Here is a 15,539-nt window from a genome sequence, read left to right on the forward strand (position 1 = left end):
ACCTCCTCGTTAACGCTGTTATCCATCAGTGTGAACGATTTCAGAATGCCAAATAAGAAACTGTCGGTTTATCCTTTGTGCGCACTGAATGCAATTCCTTCGATAAACTGCTTTTGAAAAATAAAGAAGAGGACGATCATCGGAACTACCGCCATAAAGGCGCCTGCCATCAATACTGGGTAATCCGTTCCGAACATAGAGACTAGCGTCGCAATACCTGATGACAAAGTCATCTTCTCAGGTGAGCTGTTAATGATAAGTGGCCACTGCAGTTCATTCCATGCCCACTGCAATTGAATAATAACAATCGCAACTAAAGCCGACTTAACTAAAGGAAGCATGATATGCCAATAAATTTGAAATGGATTGCAGCCGTCCAATACTGCCGCTTCTTCCAATTCCTTAGAAATAGTCAGGAAAAATTGCCTTAAAAGAAAAGTAGCGAAAGGACTGATCAGCGAAGTAATCCAGAGGGCAGTAACCGTATTGACCAAGCCCAAGTCACTCATCATCATATATTGCGGCGTATAAAAAACAGGATTAGGTACCATCATGACCGATATAATCAATGCAAAAAGAAATGAGCTTCCTGGAAATCTAATCCGTGCAAAGGCATACGCTGCCATCGAACTAAATATAACTGGAAACACGGTTTTCATTAATGCCGTAAAAATTGTATTTAAGTAATAATGCGGAAATGCCGATTGCTTGATCGCCTCTATATATCCTCTTAAGCTGGGGGCCTCCGGAAAATAACGGATCGGAATTTGCGTGGCTTCCGTCGTTGTCTTTAGCGAAGTTAGCACCATCCATATAAATGGAACGAGCATAGCAATAGCGCTAATCATTAGAATGATATGAACAATCGAGTTAATCTTCCGCGCTGATGAGATGTGCACTTCTGACTCCCCCCTTCTTAGTCGTAGACGACCCATTTTTTTTGCAGAGCAAATTGGATCCCTGTCAGTATGACGTTAATAAACAACAATACATTTATAATTGCTGCGCCATAATTAGGATTAAAATATACGAAAGTGTTTTGGTAATAGGCATAAACAAGTGAGCGAACGGATGGAAGTGCTACATTCGTCTTCCCGATAATCAGATAGATGGAGTCGAAAATTTGCGTTGCTCCAATCAAAAGGATGATGCTCGTGAAAAAAAGTGTTGGTGTCAACATGGGAAGTGTAATATAGCGAAACTTCCCCATTCTCTTGGCGCCATCAATCTCTGCAGCTTCATAGAGTGATTTAGGTATCCCTTGCAAACCTGCAAGAATCAACAGCATATTCAAGCCAATTGCCCCCCACACGCCAACGATAACCAACACAAACATCGCATAATTGGGATTAGACAACCAGGCTACACGAGTTCCTAATATATGGTTGATGAGCCCGAAGTCCTGGGCGAATAAGACGACCCAAACCATCGCTGCCGCTGCAGGCATTGTGACTTGAGGTAAGAAAAACACGACCCGGTAAACGGACAATCCTTTAATCTTCGTATTCAGCATTACAGCAAAAAAAGTAGAAAGGGCAAGTGTAATCGGTACAAACAGAACAACATAGTATAAAGTGTTGCGCAGATTCTGCCAAAACTCTCCGTCATTAAATAACTTCACATAGTTATCAAATCCAACCCAATGATTAACGAGCCCGAAATTCTCCGACTGCTGGAATCCCAGCAGAATTGATTGGAGAACCGGCCAACCCCAGAAAACCAATGTGCCTAGGAGAGTCGGCGCGATCATGAAATAAGCCCATACATATCTGCTTCTGGAATTCAATCTGACCACTCCCTATTCATCGGGAACGTTCCTAATCTCCAAGAACGTTCCCTGAATCACTTTATTTTGGATAACTGGCTTATTTCGTTTCTTCTATCGCTTGATTCATCATTTCAGCGACCTTCTTCGCAGCTTCTTCAACCGAAATGGCTCCGCCCCACGCTTGCGACATAATCTCAGGCTCTTTCGCGAACCATACCGGATAAGCTAACGAACCACTCGGATACGGAGTCGCATCAGCCACCTGTTCAGTGAATATTTTCAGATTCAAGTGAGGTCTCGAAGTTAGCCACGCATCCTGAGTGCCATTGAATGCCGGTATAGCCGCACCCATTTCCGCCGTAATTTGCGCTGCTCTTTCAGATCCAAGGAACTTGAGGAATAACCAAGCCTCATCTTTGTTTTTACCACTTGCGGACATGACATTGCCCAGACCATTAATGATATTAGCTCGTTTCACTTTACCCTTTGGCAATTTAGCCCAATCCCATTTGCCCTTAATAATTTCGCTGCTGTCAATGTCGCTGATCCGCCAGGATCCGTCGAAAATCATCGCTAATCTGCCGGACTTGAACATTTCGGTAGCTTCCGTATCCGTCATTTGCTGATGCGTAGGAGAGGCGCCATCGACAGTCATTTGATACCGGGCCTGCAAAGCTTCAATGGAAGCCGGATCATCGTACCCCGACTTACTCATATCAGCAGACAAAATACTCCCGCCATTAGCCAATATATCGTTCCAATACCCGGTCTGAGTGTCCATTTTCGCCCCAAAGCCATAGATGCCTTTATCAGGCTGACTTAATTGCTTGGCAACCTCGGCAAGCTTGGCATAATCCCAAGTATCGTCTGGATAAGGGATCTTAGCTTGATCGAAGAGCTCTTTGTTGTACGCTAAACCGATCGTATCAAAATCCTTCGGTATGCCGTAGTTTTCACCATTCAGTGTATATATGGAAGCAAGGTCTGCCGCATAATTATTTAGATCAATTTCTCCAGCCTGTATCTTGCTTGTGATCGGCTCAATGAATTTACCTGTTGCATATTTGACAAATTGACCACCATGCATCCAGAAAACATCAGGCAGTGTACCGGCAGGAGCAGCTGCGGACATCTTTGTCCAATAATCACCCCATGGAATAACTTCAACCTTGATCTTGATATTTGGATTTTCTGCCGTAAACTCCTTTGCAATGGCTTCCATTGCCGGTTGCTGAATTTTATCCCATATGGAATAGGTAAGCGTTACGTTTTTTTGAGGCTTATCAGTCGCTTTCTCAGCATTACCGGCATTACTTTTCGGACTATTATCTGCTGTGTTGTTAGTATTGCTGCTGCAGGCAGCTGTGACCAGAGCAAAAACAGTTAAGACAGTTAGCAACAGGAATGAAAACTTGTTTCTTTTCTTCATATAACATCCCCCTAATTTGTTGTTTAGGCAAAAATTTGCGTAAATATCGACTGCAAATCACTTTGCCTCCTTACATATTGATTTTAATTCAATCACACACCCCCTTTAAATGCCTCATTTTAAAGATTTGATGCCTAAATATTAAGATAAAAAAGGTTTGCATTGAAATATAGATTAATCCATAATGTTAGTAAATAATTGCGCAAATTATTTCATACCTCAGATTGGAGTGTCTGCAATGACAATCACTGTATTGCCTCAAAAAACCGGAGAGTTCTGGTGGGGAGGTGTTATAAACGAAGGGCATTCAATGCCGTTTGGCGACCAACCACATACACGCGACTTACGTTTTACGGATGACAATCAAGCTTCTCCCTTATTACTCTCTAATCTGGGAAGGTATATTTGGTGCGAAGAGCCGTTTGCCTTTTCGTTTAATGAGAGCAGCCTTACCATCGATCACAAACAGAAGCTATGGATTGAAGAAGGACATGAATCCCTTCAAGGCGCGTACCGCCATGCATCTAAAAACCATTTTTCCCCTTCCGGTGTTACACCTGATAAACTAGCCTTCACGGCACCGCAATATTGTACCTGGGTGGAAATGTTTTACGAACCGACACAGGAAAAACTCCTCAATTACGCAAAATCCATTATTCAAAATGGCATGCCCCCCGGTGTGTTAATCATTGACGATAACTGGATGCAAGACTATGGAACATGGGACTTTGAAAAGCATCGATTCCCCGACCCCGCTGGAATGATCAAATCCTTACACGAATTAGGGTTTAAGATCATGCTTTGGGTGTGCCCGTATGTAAGTCCCGATAGTATTAAATTCCGTCAATTACTAGACCTGGGCATCTTGATGAAGCATGCTGATGGCGCCCCTGTCCTGAGGAGATGGTGGAACGGGTACAGTGCGATCGTTGACTATACAAGTACAGAAGGCTCGGCATGGTTCAGACAGCAGTTAGACAGACTGATTGAAGATTACGGAGTTGACGGATTCAAGCTCGATGCAGGAGAACCTCTATTACCTGACCTAATGGATGACATTACAAAAGAGGTCGCATGGTCACGTCCTGTTCGCCCAATGGAAGATTGTGAGTCATATGCCCGATTGGGAATCGGATACGCCCTTAGCGAACTGCGCATGTGCTGGAAACTCGGGGGACAGGCGCTCATTCAGCGGCAACGCGATAAAACACACACATGGAATGCTGCGACCGGACTGAGAGGACTTATCCCAAATGCTATTGCCCAGGGCCTGATGGGATATGCCTACAACTGTCCTGATATGGTAGGCGGAGGGATGGATGGTGACATTAATTCACCCGATTTCCGTTTTGATTCTGAACTTTTTATCCGTTTTGTTCAGTGCTCGGCTTTATTTCCCGTGATGCAGTTTTCCATGGCGCCCTGGCGGGTTTTGAATGGTGATGAATTGTCCTGGTGTATGGACGCCGTACAGATACGATCGGAGTTAGGGCCTCTGCTATCCGAGCTTGCCAGCCAAGCTGCTGAGGATGGGCTCCCAATCCTGCGTAGTCTGGAATTCGTTTTCCCGCGTCAAGGTTTCCATACAGTTCAAGATCAATTCATGGTTGGCGAAGCCATTCTGGTAGCACCAGTCATGAATAAGGGGCAAACAGCTCGAATGATACAATTCCCGAATGGCCAATGGCTGGGTGATGACGGAAGCATCGTTGAAGGCCCAGTTCAGGTCGAAGTGAGTGTCCCGCTTTCCCGTTTGCCATGGTATCGAAAAATCTAAACACTTATATTCAGGAGATAATTCTATGAAAACAATCAAATTAGCTGTCATAGGAGCAGGAGCAAGAGGTTTTTTATCCTATATGCCGTATGTCCAAAGGTTTCCCCACGAGGCGGAGGTAGTCGCAGTTGCCGAACCAAACGACGAGAGAAGAACGCGATTTGCGGAAGCATTCAACCTAACCTCTGAGCAAATTTATTCAACATGGGAAGATCTATTGAACGGGCCCAAGCTTTGCGATGCACTCCTCATCTGCACACAGGATCAGAACCATTACCTTCCTACAATTGCTGCCCTCAGGAAGGGGTATCATGTTCTTTTGGAAAAACCTATGTCCAACAACCCGACTGAGTGCATTGAAATGGAGAAGATCGCACGTGAAGAAAGACGCTTGCTTTCAATCTGTCATGTCTCGAGGTATATCCCTTTTTGGAATAAAATAAAGCAACTCATTAATGACGGTTTCATTGGAAACGTAATGTCTATTCAACATAACGAAAACGTGGGGTACCTCCATTACGCCCATAGCTTTGTAAGAGGCAATTGGAGGAATGATGTACTCTCGAGTCCAATGATATTGGCCAAGTCTTGTCACGACATGGATCTAATCCGATGGATTGCCGATGCAGACTGCAAGAGAGTTAGTTCCTTTGGTTCTTTAGGCCACTTTCGCATCGAAAATGCGCCTGCTGGATCGACCAACCGATGTACGGATGGGTGCGAGGTGGAATCCACTTGTCCATATTCGGCATTGCGCTTTTATATGCAAGACCCTACATTAAATCACTTTGCAGCACTCATAACAGATCCGCCTACCGAAACGAATAGAATGAACGCAATATTGAATGGTCCCTATGGCAAATGTGTCTATCGGACGGATAATAATGTAGTGGATCATCAAACGGTTAATATGGAATTCGAGAATGGAGTTACCGTTATTTTCAGCATGTGCGGGTTTACGCGCGATATAAATCGCACCATCCAAATCATGGGGACCAAAGGGGAAATTCGCGGTGATTTGCTAAGCGGCTGTATCGATCTATTCGAATTTTCATCAGGCACACAGTCTATCATTCATACCCCAACCAGTGACAGTGGTCATCAAGGAGGCGACGATGGGATCATGCGACAATTCCTTTCCGACCTCCGAAATGAAAGATATGTGGGTACCTTAACTTCTGCGGAAGCCTCTCTAGAGAGTCATCTCATGGCCTTCGCCGCCGAAGAATCCAGACGGAGGGAAGGCGCCGTTATAGACATGAAGCTCTTCCGCCAATCTCTTACAACGACCTCTTCAAACGACACTCTACCTGTTCAAACCTCCTAGTAAATAATATTATAATGACCGGCCCGCAGACTGCGGGCCGGTCTTGTTTTACGACGTTAACTATATTCTCCTTCGTTCGGATATAAATTCAAAGCAAATTTTTGCGCAATATCATCCCAACTTGCGTATTCTCTACCATCATCCTCGGCAGCTGGAAACGCCAAAAAGCCATCCTCGAATTGTAGTCATTGAAGGACGGCTATTTCGGATCGAGCGTAGAGCGCCTGCCTCTACCCCTTATTTACCACTTTTGCGCATGATTCCCGCTCAATTAGTTCAGTCTTCAGGCTGATTTGGACTTCTGCTATATTCTTGTTCATAATCAGCTCGGTCAGCACTTTTACGATGATAGAGCTAATATCGTATCTAAACCGTCGGACGGTAGTTAATGGCGGAACCATGAACTCTGATAGCTTTAAATCATCAAAACCAACTAAGGAGACATCCTTTGGAATGCGGATGTTCATCTCAGCCAATCCTTTCATCGCACCAAAGGCAATGATGTCGTTAAACGTAAAAAATGCGGTTATAGACGGATCCTCACTCATCAATTGCTTCACTGCCTCATATCCATGTGCAGGATCAAATGCACCCATTAGGACATTGGTTTCGGACCATGGCATTTTAAAATCGCGGAATGCATCTTTGCATCCTTCCAGCCGGTTTAAATTCACCAAATGTTGCTTAGGCCCTGCAATGATCCCAATTTTCTGATGCCCCAATTCATGCAGATATCGAATCACATTATAAGCGCCTTTACGGTTATCGTAGTCAATATAGTTATGACCGATCTTATAGGTTCTTCCATTCGTAAGCAAATACGGAATTCCGAGTTTCTCAAACTCTTCAAACACCTTGTCATTGACAAATGGGTCAAAAATGATGGCTGCGTCCACCTTTTCCTCACTTAAAAGCTTATATGCTGGAGAGGACTGCAAGTCCGTACTATGCTTCACAATATGAATCTGATGACCATAATCCTCAAATTCTTCCTTCAAGTGATTCAAGTCGGCAGAGGTAGACGGATCATTGTCGAAGAAGTCATTATTTCCCGGAACGATAACGACTATTTTATAGGATATATTTGCAAGTTTGGAGGGAGCGACACCTGGTTTTAAGTGTTCATTAGCAATTTCCAATACTTTTCTGCGTGTCTCTTCACTGAAATTACCCTGATTGTTCATGATCCTGGACACCGTGCTAATTGACACGTTTGCCTTTTTCGCAATTTCTTTTAGTTTAATTTGCTTCCCCTCCTATCTTTAGGAAATTTTTTGCGCACTAAGGAAATTATAGCGTTTATTATTGTATCGAGTCAATTTCTCCTCAACTATACTTGAGAGCAATATTTATTTACAGGGCTTCAACTTCTACAAGCTCCATACAAAACAAAAAAACCTTGATTTCTCAAGGTTTTCACTGTGATGCCAAGGATGGGGTACGTACCGCATATTTCGAGGCAATTGTTTCAACCATCAGCGACCATCGTCTGGTTTCTCCCCCTGCTCTTGGCCAGGTATAACGCCTGATCCGCCTTCTCCAGCAGCCCCTCCCGCTCCAATGCATGAACGGGATAATGGGCGATTCCCTGGGAGATCGTAACCTGTGTCGGGATTGGCCCGCTGCTTTGTTCCAGTGCCCGACGGACTCTTTCAGCTACGGTGAAAGCTTCCTCGGGTCTAGTGTGAGGCAGCAAGATGATGAACTCTTCGCCGCCGTAGCGGTGGCAAACATCGTCTGGGCGAAACGAGTTAACTATAACTTCGGCTACATGTTTCAGCACTTCGTCGCCGACGAGATGGCCGTAGGTGTCGTTCACCGATTTAAATTTGTCTACATCCAGTACAATGAGCGAAAACGGTTGCCCTGAGGCAATCCACTGGCTCATCGTATACTCTAATGATCTCCGGTTCATTAAACCGGTCAGAGCATCCGTCACAGCCTCTTGGGTCAGTTGATCCGTCTGCTTCTGAATATCCGTCACGGCAAGCAACACAGCCTTGGTTAGCAGATCTGCCTCTCGGCTCCATTGCGGCTTCGCTTCTGGCAATACAAGCTTCTCCTTGCCCATCCTACTCACCAGATTTGCCAGGTAGACAAAAGGTCGGGCCAACTTGCGCGCTACGAGAATGACGCCCATCAGGAGTATAATGAACGGAAATAACGAATACCCGAGAATTGTCCGAAGGTGACCCATCAGTTGATGATGAATGACACTAATCGGCGAAACGACCACAATTCCCCAGCCGTTGGCCGGTACGCTCGAGTATCCGGCAAGCATTTCAACGCTACGGGTGTTGCGCACTTGCTGTTCCCCGCTTTCCCCTTTCATAAGTTTCTGTACAACCTTGTTACTGCTGACATCCTCCCCAATGAGCCGCTTATCCGGGTGGTACAACAGATGCCCGCTTGAATCCACAATATAATAATAAGAGCCAGAATCGTCCACGTTGTTGTCGCCAAAAATCATAGACAAAATATTATTCTCCTGCAGATAAAATGTGCCGCTCAAAATACCGCGATATATACCATTGTTGCTGAAAATCGGCTGACTCATAAACACGATTAGTCTCTTGGTGGTTGGGGTCATGTAGGGGGAGGATATGTAAGGTTTTTTGTACGCCAGAGCTTCCAAACTGGCCTTAGAAGTAATACGGTCGCCTAATGTCCCCAAACTAGCCGGTACTACGTTGCGGACCAGCCCGTCGGCATCGACCACAGTGATAGAATTGAAGTAATTGCTACTATTGCGCATCAGTTCCAAATAATCATCCACTTGCTTCGGCGTTGAGGTATCATCATCGGAGAGTCTGGCAGCGCTGTATTCCAAACTACTGCGCATAGACTGAAATAAGGAATCCATTGTCTTGGTCATTCGGTCAGCGTTGTAGTAATTCAGATGGAGTGTAGTCTCCATCAATGATTGTTTTTTGGACTCGTAAGAACCGATCAGAAGAATGCTTGAGGTTAGTAGAACCACCAGCGTAACCAAGCCCGTAAGCAGCGATGTGAGACTGAGCTTTTTACTTTGACGCGGCTCGGCTCTTCTCAGTGTAAGCAAACTATAACCCTCCTTGAATCTTGAAAACTAGCTTAATCAATAATACAACAAATTAAGATGTTATTCGACAATAATCAATGAACTCCAATCCCTCACACCACTGTACGTACCGTTCGATATACGGTGGTTCATGAAATATTCCATATAAAAAAACTCCTCTCCAGAGCTTGTGAATTGACAAGTACTGAAAAGGAGTATTTCCAACCTGAGTTCTGTGTGCTCTGATGTGATTCCTAAGTACAAAGGACCTTTAGCTTTTAATAAAAACTTTCCTTCAAGAAAAACAAAAAAACCTTGATTTCTCAAGGTTTTCACAGTGATGCCGAGGACGGGGGTCGAACCCGTACGGTACTCACGTACCGCAGGATTTTAAGTCCTGTGCGTCTGCCTGTTCCGCCACCCCGGCATATTATGTGTTGTAGCTTCATACGATGTTTACGTATAACGCGACAAGAAATATAATATCATGAATATCGATAACGCGCAATCCCTTTTTCAAAAAAAGTTTTATCACATTAAAAATAACCCGCTCCAGCGTGTGCCGACACGGGTTATTAGGCATGTGAATTATCTGCGTTCGTCACTTCTGCTTCTCATTCCGACGAGGCCCAAAAGTCCAAACAAACCGAGCCAACCCCAATTAGATCCTCTGCTGGTAGTACCAGTATTCGTAGTTGTGCTGGTTGCCCGATATCTACCATCCGTTGTAGTGTTGGATAGTGGAGTTACCGTATTTCTGTTGTAGTTATCCCGGGTGTAATTTTCATTGTAGTTATTGGTGTTAGGTCTGTAATTTTCCCCTGTGCGAATCTTATCTCTCATAATGCTCTCATGCTGATTCATCGTTCCCGTGGTGCCGTTCATTAGATTGCCTTCTGTATTCATCATCCGAGTGTTATTCACAGTACCATCCATGCCCGTATTCGCGTTCGGGATACCGCCTAAAGCAGCTGACCCGATTGGATTAGCGTAACTAGCTCCCATTACACTCATCGACAGTACAGTGCAGCATGCAAGGCTTGTTATCAGCTTATTCACAACGTTATGCCTCCCTTTATGGTTAGTTATCATTGATAATTTCCCCTTGGGTGGCATTGTCTATACATGAATAGCTCTACTCTTTTACCACATTCACTGTCTTGCTCGCTGCATCATACGTGACCTTTGCTCCAAGCGCCTCAGCCAGAACTCGTATAGGCACGTACGTTATACCAGTATCAAGAACACCATCCGTAAGTTTACTGCCATTCAAGGTTATCGTTACTTTAACGTCTTTGTTCACCTGGTCATCCTCCCCAGTAATCCTTTTTAAAGCTTCATTGACCTGATCCGTCGTAGGACGTATACCTGCCCGAAGTTGAGTCGTGGTTAAGCCGAAGGCCATCTGCAGATGGGAATAATCTTTAAAAGACGTCCAGTCCCCTCCCCATTCAAGCCCTAGCTGTTTGCCCACCTGTACAACCTCTTGCCAGTCCGCTATCTTATCTTTATCACCATCACGATTCATATCCCAGGAAAGACTATTTCCATCCGGCAGCAAAAGCGCAAAGTCAAACGCAAGGCCATAATTGTGATAGCTGGTTCCCCCTTTGGCATTGGTAACTATAGGTCCCGGCTTACTTCTGCCCTGCGCATATAAGGCATTTTGTTCCGCAATTGACCGCAACCCCTGAGTAATCACGATGGCCACTCCTCTGGCATAACTTTGCTGAATCAAAGCCTTCGCCCCTGCTGTCAAAACAGGATGAAGCCCAACAAGCCTCGCCGCCGATTTATCCCTCACTTGATCTAAAGTCAGCATAGAATCACCCCTTGGTATAATCAATGATCCCGGCTCCCCATTCGCTTGTACTAATATCCCTGCTTGCCTTAACACACAAGCATAAACGTCTTCGGCGTCCATATAAGGAAGGACGATAAGCGTTTAAGCGAGAAATATAAGACATAAAGGATAGATGCATAACTTTCTTATATTTAAAAAAAAGACCCCGGTATCCCCGAGATCTACCCTGTAAAGTACCTATTCACAGCTTCTCCACCTTGGATCAATTCCACAAAAAAGGGCAAAATATTTGCGAAAGGTGGGAACATATATGGACATTCATAGCGATAGCTATAAAGTTGCTGCCCTGAGCGAGCAGGAAGAAGCACTCGAGATTATTCGTAATGCTGAGGCTTCCATTGCACATCTGACCGGCAATCCAACCGTGACCCTAATTGCTTATGAAAAAAGTGAAGGCAGCGGTTCTCAGCATTAGACGATGTAAACCTCAACAATATCATCCACATCGATCCACTTCCATTCCTCCGCCCACTGCAGCTTAAACTCACGCGAGTGGGTGTGAATGGAAGTCACAAAACCACTTAGTGTCGTATTCTCAAAGGGATCAAACAGTACAACAGTCACGCGCACATGACTCCGTAACGATAAGGCCAGTGTACATTCGATCTCCTCCAGCTTCTGCTCATCCAGAATAGGCTTGATGCGGCGCAGCGTCTCCCGTTCATCCCTTATAATTCTTACCTTGTGCTCCGGCAGCATCATGCGACTGCTTTCCCACAGTCCGTTTTTCTCCAGCTTTTTGCCCATGGTAATCCCTCCCTAATTCTATACTTATTCCGCTATACACGAACGTATGTTTGTATTATATCCACACCTTCGCTGAATAATCAATAATCAGGAAAAAGATACCACTTTAAAATCCTTCTCTTTTATCTAAAAGTTGTATAATAATGAATATCTAGTCGTATATCAAAGTAATACGCTCTCAGACCTCACAAAAGGAATCGTAGCTGGCTTATTTATAGGATTGGCAGTGATACCTCTGCTCAAGCTCAAAATCGCATCAAAAAGACGCTGACAGTTGAACTGTACAGCGTCTAACTTTCGATCTATTCTTGAACGTTCCCTGACTCAGTGGTGGACTGACCATCTGCATCGATGAGTCCTGTTGCTTCTCTTGCTTCATTAAGCTTGGAAATGCCGTATAACATCGCTACGTCAGCGTTCTGATTCAATTCCTCGAACTGCTCAGCAGTGACCTCTGCGGAATCAGCACCTTGAGAGGCCTGTTCTTTTAGAGAATAAGCACTTTGAAAAGCAATTTTGGACTCCTCAAGCAGCTTCCGAATGTCTTCGGGCAAGCTAGAGGAGATTTTCACTTTCTCAGCCTGATTAGATAGGTCTGTTGCGGTCTTCTGGAATTCGTTAATCTTCTTCTCCAGCTGCCTGTCCGAAATTTCTCCTGCTGAATAAGCGGCAATAGCTTCGTTGAATCCCGCTAAAGATGATTTTCCTAATTCATCAAGTTTAGACATTTCACTGTAGAAGTTTTGCACGGTCTCCTGCACTTCTTCTTCTGAGGCAGGTGCCGATGAAGTTGAATTATTATTGCTGCAGGCGCTAAGGATGATTGTCAACATTAGCGTTCCTATTAGTAACACTTTTTTCATTATTTATCCCTCCACTTAACAGAATAATGTCGGTTTGTGTAAAGCGCAAATGAAATTTATGTAAAATGACTATTATGTTATAATTATTTCAATTGTAATGAGGGAAGGAGAGTATTTATGGCTTATTGCACAACCTGCGGATCAGAATATAAGCAGGGCGCTAAATTTTGCGGGGAATGTGGATCCAGCATTGACGGCACCGCTCCAGTGACCGCCCGCCGTCCATCAGCAAATCAAAATGCTATTCAAGAAGTCGTGCTCTGGAAGGGTAAACCTGCCAGCATCTCTGATCGTCTTAAAGGAATCGTACGCCTAAACACGACTACGTATACTATTACAAGCCAGCGCATTATGGTAAAGACCGGACTTATCGGTAAAAATGTCGAAGAGATTGAATTACTGCGTGTACGCGATTTATCCGTAGCACAATCTATCATGGACCGGATGCTCGGTATCGGTACATTAACTGTATTTTCTGATGATGCTTCAGCGCCTCAGCTTCTTTTTCGAAAAATCCATAATGCCCAAACGGTCAAAGATGTTCTTCGCAAAGCCGTTCGTGACGAGAAGATCGCCAACAACATTAGCTACCGCGAACAAATTTAAGACCCTTTCACATTAAAAAAAGCCCCGAAATTCGGGGCTTTTTTCGCTCTCTTATGGAAGATAGAACGCTCCTGCTGGAATAATCCCCTTGGGTTGGCTAGGACTTTCCCACTGCAATACAATTCGCGCGTCACCTTCATTCTCATAGTACTCCACCTTTACTTCATGCAGCTTGCCTGCAATCAGATTCACGGTACCCTTTCGCTCCTGTCCACTCTGATTCACCCAGCTATCAATAATCAGCACTCCATCAATCCACACCCGCACCCCGTCATCAGAGGAGGAGTAAATAGTATAAGTCTCACTATAAGCTGCAGTTAGCTTGCCACTCCAACGTATAGAGAAAGCGTCGACACGAATGGTCGGATCGGGCGAACCCTGTTTCCACGAAAATTGAATGTTAGCATCGGTTCGCGTCAGCGCAGGAGCGCCGCTAAGGTTCATGTTATTGTAATATTGCCCCCATAGTCCACTCTGCAGTACACTATCTCCCTTAGCAGCCACAATCGCCGCTTCAGCAGCATACTCTTCCCGTGTGAATACAAAGCTGTCGTTCATAAAGGCTTTTATCACCGCATCAGTGTTCTTCTCATAAAGAAGCTTGCCCCAGGTCATCTGATAAGACCATTTGGGCTGTGATTTAGACAGTAGTGCAGGGGACGGAAGCTCTCCATTTTCTCCAATCGCGATCACTTTTCCACGACCCAGATCCCATAGACTATCATAGTGACTTCCCTTAAAATCCCCACCATAGATATCTAGTGCCAGCACATCTACTTTGTCACCGCTCGGGTAGTATTCCGCAGGGTCATCACTCCATTGATTTTTAGCATTTGGGCTCCAGACCCACAATAAATTATGCAGCTTATGATAGCTAGTAAAGCGGTCAAACATAAGGTTCCACAGTCCCACGTAGTTGCTCTTCTGCCCCCACCAGAACCATCCGCCATTCATTTCATGATACGGCCGCCAGAGCACAGGAACGCCTGCGTCATTAAGCTTTTTTAAAGAAAGGGCTATCTTATCCAGATCAGCGATCAGTGCGTTGTACTGAGTGGTACCCGGAGTTATATATTTGTCAAAATCAGCGTTGCTTATGCTCGTAGATACGTTAGCCCAAGCGGGCGCTGTCCCTGGCAACTGAGCGTGATAGCTAATCGTTACGATTCCACCGGCTTTATACCAGCGAATAGCGCTGCTAACGACCCAATCCCGCTGATTGTCTATTAGCGCCGCCGTCTGATTATTGATTGCTCCCAGCTCATAGCCGTGAAGTGCGGCGTATTGCCCACTAGTATTTTTCAGTTTCCCATTAAACTCATCCGCGCTCTCCAAATAATCATGCTGTCCACTAATCCATCCTTTTCCTTGCAGAAAATAAAGGGTATTCAACAATTGCTGAGCAGAAGGAATCGTTTCCGAATCTGCCGGAGCCATTTGTAATTTACGATACGCTATTTGCCACTGAACATCGCTCACAAACCTCGATGCCGAATCAACCATATTTCGAAGGTTGCGCTGTTCCATCCACTCTCACATCCTTTTAACTTTTTTAAGTTATAGTATGGGGATACTAGTGACATGAACTCAGCGAATGGACATGAAGTTGTAAATTAATTTAGGACAGTGTAAGGAACTGCTGAATAAATTCACGGCTCAATAAGAAAGGAGCCTAGCGGCTCCCGACCAAACTCTCCAAATTACCTCGTATATCTCAGCGGCAGTAATTCAGTAATATCATATTTGGCTAATTGGCCGTCCTCGGATACAATGACTTTGCAGTCCTTCCCATAATCAGCAATTAACTCACGACACATCCCGCAGGGAGAGACTACTTTAATCTCTCTTTCCTCGCTGTCCGGATCAGGATGCCTTACCGCAACAATCGTATCAAATTCCTTGTAGCCTTCGGATATCGCTTTTCCAATCACCATCGCTTCTGCACAGACTGTAATCCGCCCCATGCTAGCTTCTACATGCACCGCTGTAAAGATCTCACCCGTCTTAGTACGGAGCGCTGCCCCTACATGGTGTCTTTCCCATTCATAACGTCTAGTAATAATATCTTCAGCAGAGGCTATAAGCGTCTGATCTTCAATCGTAATCAAATACTCCATA

At 44.7% G+C, this 15,539-nt stretch carries 15 protein-coding genes and 1 tRNA gene; 4 read left to right on the forward strand and 12 right to left on the reverse strand.

The window, feature by feature from the left end; all coding sequences use genetic code 11:
- Positions 1-68: 68 nt before the first annotated feature.
- The 3 genes from QNH28_RS22030 to QNH28_RS22040 form a co-directional block, all read right to left on the reverse strand.
- Positions 69-899, reverse strand: a complete 831-nt coding sequence (locus QNH28_RS22030) for a carbohydrate ABC transporter permease (RefSeq protein ID WP_481858335.1) — start codon at positions 897-899, stop codon at positions 69-71.
- 17 nt (positions 900-916) lie between these two features.
- On the reverse strand, positions 917-1,786 hold the full coding sequence (locus QNH28_RS22035; protein WP_283908562.1) for a carbohydrate ABC transporter permease: 870 nt from the start codon (positions 1,784-1,786) through the stop codon (positions 917-919).
- A 79-nt stretch (positions 1,787-1,865) separates the two neighbouring features.
- Positions 1,866-3,197 carry an ABC transporter substrate-binding protein gene (locus tag QNH28_RS22040; RefSeq protein ID WP_283908563.1) on the reverse strand — a complete coding sequence of 444 codons (1,332 nt, stop codon included), beginning with the start codon at positions 3,195-3,197 and terminating at the stop codon, positions 1,866-1,868.
- A 238-nt stretch (positions 3,198-3,435) separates the two neighbouring features.
- On the opposite strand from QNH28_RS22040, the gene QNH28_RS22045 reads away from it, so the two are divergent.
- Positions 3,436-4,974, forward strand: coding sequence for a glycoside hydrolase family 31 protein (locus QNH28_RS22045; RefSeq protein ID WP_283908564.1), 1,539 nt, complete (start codon positions 3,436-3,438; stop codon positions 4,972-4,974).
- Positions 4,975-4,999: 25 nt separating this feature from the next.
- On the forward strand, positions 5,000-6,301 hold the full coding sequence (locus QNH28_RS22050) for a Gfo/Idh/MocA family protein (protein ID WP_283908565.1): 1,302 nt from the start codon (positions 5,000-5,002) through the stop codon (positions 6,299-6,301).
- Between the two features lie 230 nt (positions 6,302-6,531).
- Here the strand turns inward: QNH28_RS22050 and QNH28_RS22055 are convergent, their stop codons facing one another.
- From QNH28_RS22055 to QNH28_RS22075, 5 genes are all read right to left on the reverse strand, one after another.
- Positions 6,532-7,545: a LacI family DNA-binding transcriptional regulator gene (locus QNH28_RS22055; RefSeq protein ID WP_349655073.1), complete on the reverse strand. Its 1,014-nt coding sequence runs from the start codon at positions 7,543-7,545 to the stop codon at positions 6,532-6,534.
- Positions 7,546-7,769: 224 nt separating this feature from the next.
- The gene (locus QNH28_RS22060; protein ID WP_283908567.1) at positions 7,770-9,362 is read right to left on the reverse strand and encodes a sensor domain-containing diguanylate cyclase; all 1,593 of its coding nucleotides are present in this window, start codon (positions 9,360-9,362) and stop codon (positions 7,770-7,772) included.
- 320 nt (positions 9,363-9,682) lie between these two features.
- Positions 9,683-9,768, reverse strand: a tRNA-Leu gene (locus QNH28_RS22065).
- Positions 9,769-9,929: 161 nt separating this feature from the next.
- Entirely contained in the window at positions 9,930-10,400 is a 471-nt protein-coding gene (locus tag QNH28_RS22070; protein ID WP_283908568.1) for a hypothetical protein, read from the reverse strand.
- A 76-nt stretch (positions 10,401-10,476) separates the two neighbouring features.
- Complete coding sequence (locus QNH28_RS22075; protein WP_283908569.1) at positions 10,477-11,163, reverse strand: M15 family metallopeptidase; 687 nt, start codon at positions 11,161-11,163, stop codon at positions 10,477-10,479.
- A 292-nt stretch (positions 11,164-11,455) separates the two neighbouring features.
- Here QNH28_RS22075 and QNH28_RS22080 point away from each other — a divergent pair, with 292 nt between their 5' ends.
- Positions 11,456-11,620, forward strand: a complete 165-nt coding sequence (locus QNH28_RS22080) for a hypothetical protein (protein WP_172628852.1) — start codon at positions 11,456-11,458, stop codon at positions 11,618-11,620.
- Here the strand turns inward: QNH28_RS22080 and QNH28_RS22085 are convergent.
- Both QNH28_RS22085 and QNH28_RS22090 read right to left on the reverse strand, forming a co-directional pair.
- Positions 11,617-11,952 carry a YolD-like family protein gene (locus QNH28_RS22085; protein WP_349655006.1) on the reverse strand — a complete coding sequence of 112 codons (336 nt, stop codon included), beginning with the start codon at positions 11,950-11,952 and terminating at the stop codon, positions 11,617-11,619. The two genes, QNH28_RS22080 and QNH28_RS22085, sit on opposite strands and share 4 nt — an antisense overlap.
- Before the next feature lie 302 nt (positions 11,953-12,254).
- On the reverse strand, positions 12,255-12,815 hold the full coding sequence (locus QNH28_RS22090) for a hypothetical protein (RefSeq protein ID WP_283908570.1): 561 nt from the start codon (positions 12,813-12,815) through the stop codon (positions 12,255-12,257).
- A gap of 117 nt (positions 12,816-12,932) precedes the next feature.
- Here QNH28_RS22090 and QNH28_RS22095 point away from each other — a divergent pair, with 117 nt between their 5' ends.
- Positions 12,933-13,421: a PH domain-containing protein gene (locus tag QNH28_RS22095; protein WP_283908571.1), complete on the forward strand. Its 489-nt coding sequence runs from the start codon at positions 12,933-12,935 to the stop codon at positions 13,419-13,421.
- Between the two features lie 51 nt (positions 13,422-13,472).
- Here the strand turns inward: QNH28_RS22095 and QNH28_RS22100 are convergent, their stop codons facing one another.
- Together QNH28_RS22100 and QNH28_RS22105 are read right to left on the reverse strand one after the other, a co-directional pair.
- Positions 13,473-14,948 carry a glycosyl hydrolase gene (locus tag QNH28_RS22100; protein WP_283908572.1) on the reverse strand — a complete coding sequence of 492 codons (1,476 nt, stop codon included), beginning with the start codon at positions 14,946-14,948 and terminating at the stop codon, positions 13,473-13,475.
- A 173-nt stretch (positions 14,949-15,121) separates the two neighbouring features.
- On the reverse strand, positions 15,122-15,538 hold the full coding sequence (locus tag QNH28_RS22105; protein WP_283912234.1) for a cytidine deaminase: 417 nt from the start codon (positions 15,536-15,538) through the stop codon (positions 15,122-15,124).
- Position 15,539: the final 1 nt, after the last annotated feature.

The sequence above is a fragment of the Paenibacillus sp. G2S3 genome, assembly GCF_030123105.1.
GTDB lineage: Bacteria > Bacillota > Bacilli > Paenibacillales > Paenibacillaceae > Paenibacillus_AQ.

Bases quoted from the DNA above. Each gene is read 5' to 3' on its own strand.
- QNH28_RS22045 (WP_283908564.1), top strand. From the start codon at position 3,436: ATGACAATCACTGTATTGCCTCAAAAAACCGGAGAGTTCTGGTGGGGA.
- QNH28_RS22075 (WP_283908569.1), bottom strand. From the start codon at position 11,163: ATGCTGACTTTAGATCAAGTGAGGGATAAATCGGCGGCGAGGCTTGTT.
- QNH28_RS22105 (WP_283912234.1), bottom strand. From the start codon at position 15,538: ATGGAGTATTTGATTACGATTGAAGATCAGACGCTTATAGCCTCTGCT.
- QNH28_RS22100 (WP_283908572.1), bottom strand. From the start codon at position 14,948: ATGGAACAGCGCAACCTTCGAAATATGGTTGATTCGGCATCGAGGTTT.
- QNH28_RS22095 (WP_283908571.1), top strand. From the start codon at position 12,933: ATGGCTTATTGCACAACCTGCGGATCAGAATATAAGCAGGGCGCTAAA.
- QNH28_RS22090 (WP_283908570.1), bottom strand. From the start codon at position 12,815: ATGAAAAAAGTGTTACTAATAGGAACGCTAATGTTGACAATCATCCTT.
- QNH28_RS22085 (WP_349655006.1), bottom strand. From the start codon at position 11,952: ATGGGCAAAAAGCTGGAGAAAAACGGACTGTGGGAAAGCAGTCGCATG.
- QNH28_RS22050 (WP_283908565.1), top strand. From the start codon at position 5,000: ATGAAAACAATCAAATTAGCTGTCATAGGAGCAGGAGCAAGAGGTTTT.
- QNH28_RS22080 (WP_172628852.1), top strand. From the start codon at position 11,456: ATGGACATTCATAGCGATAGCTATAAAGTTGCTGCCCTGAGCGAGCAG.
- QNH28_RS22040 (WP_283908563.1), bottom strand. From the start codon at position 3,197: ATGAAGAAAAGAAACAAGTTTTCATTCCTGTTGCTAACTGTCTTAACT.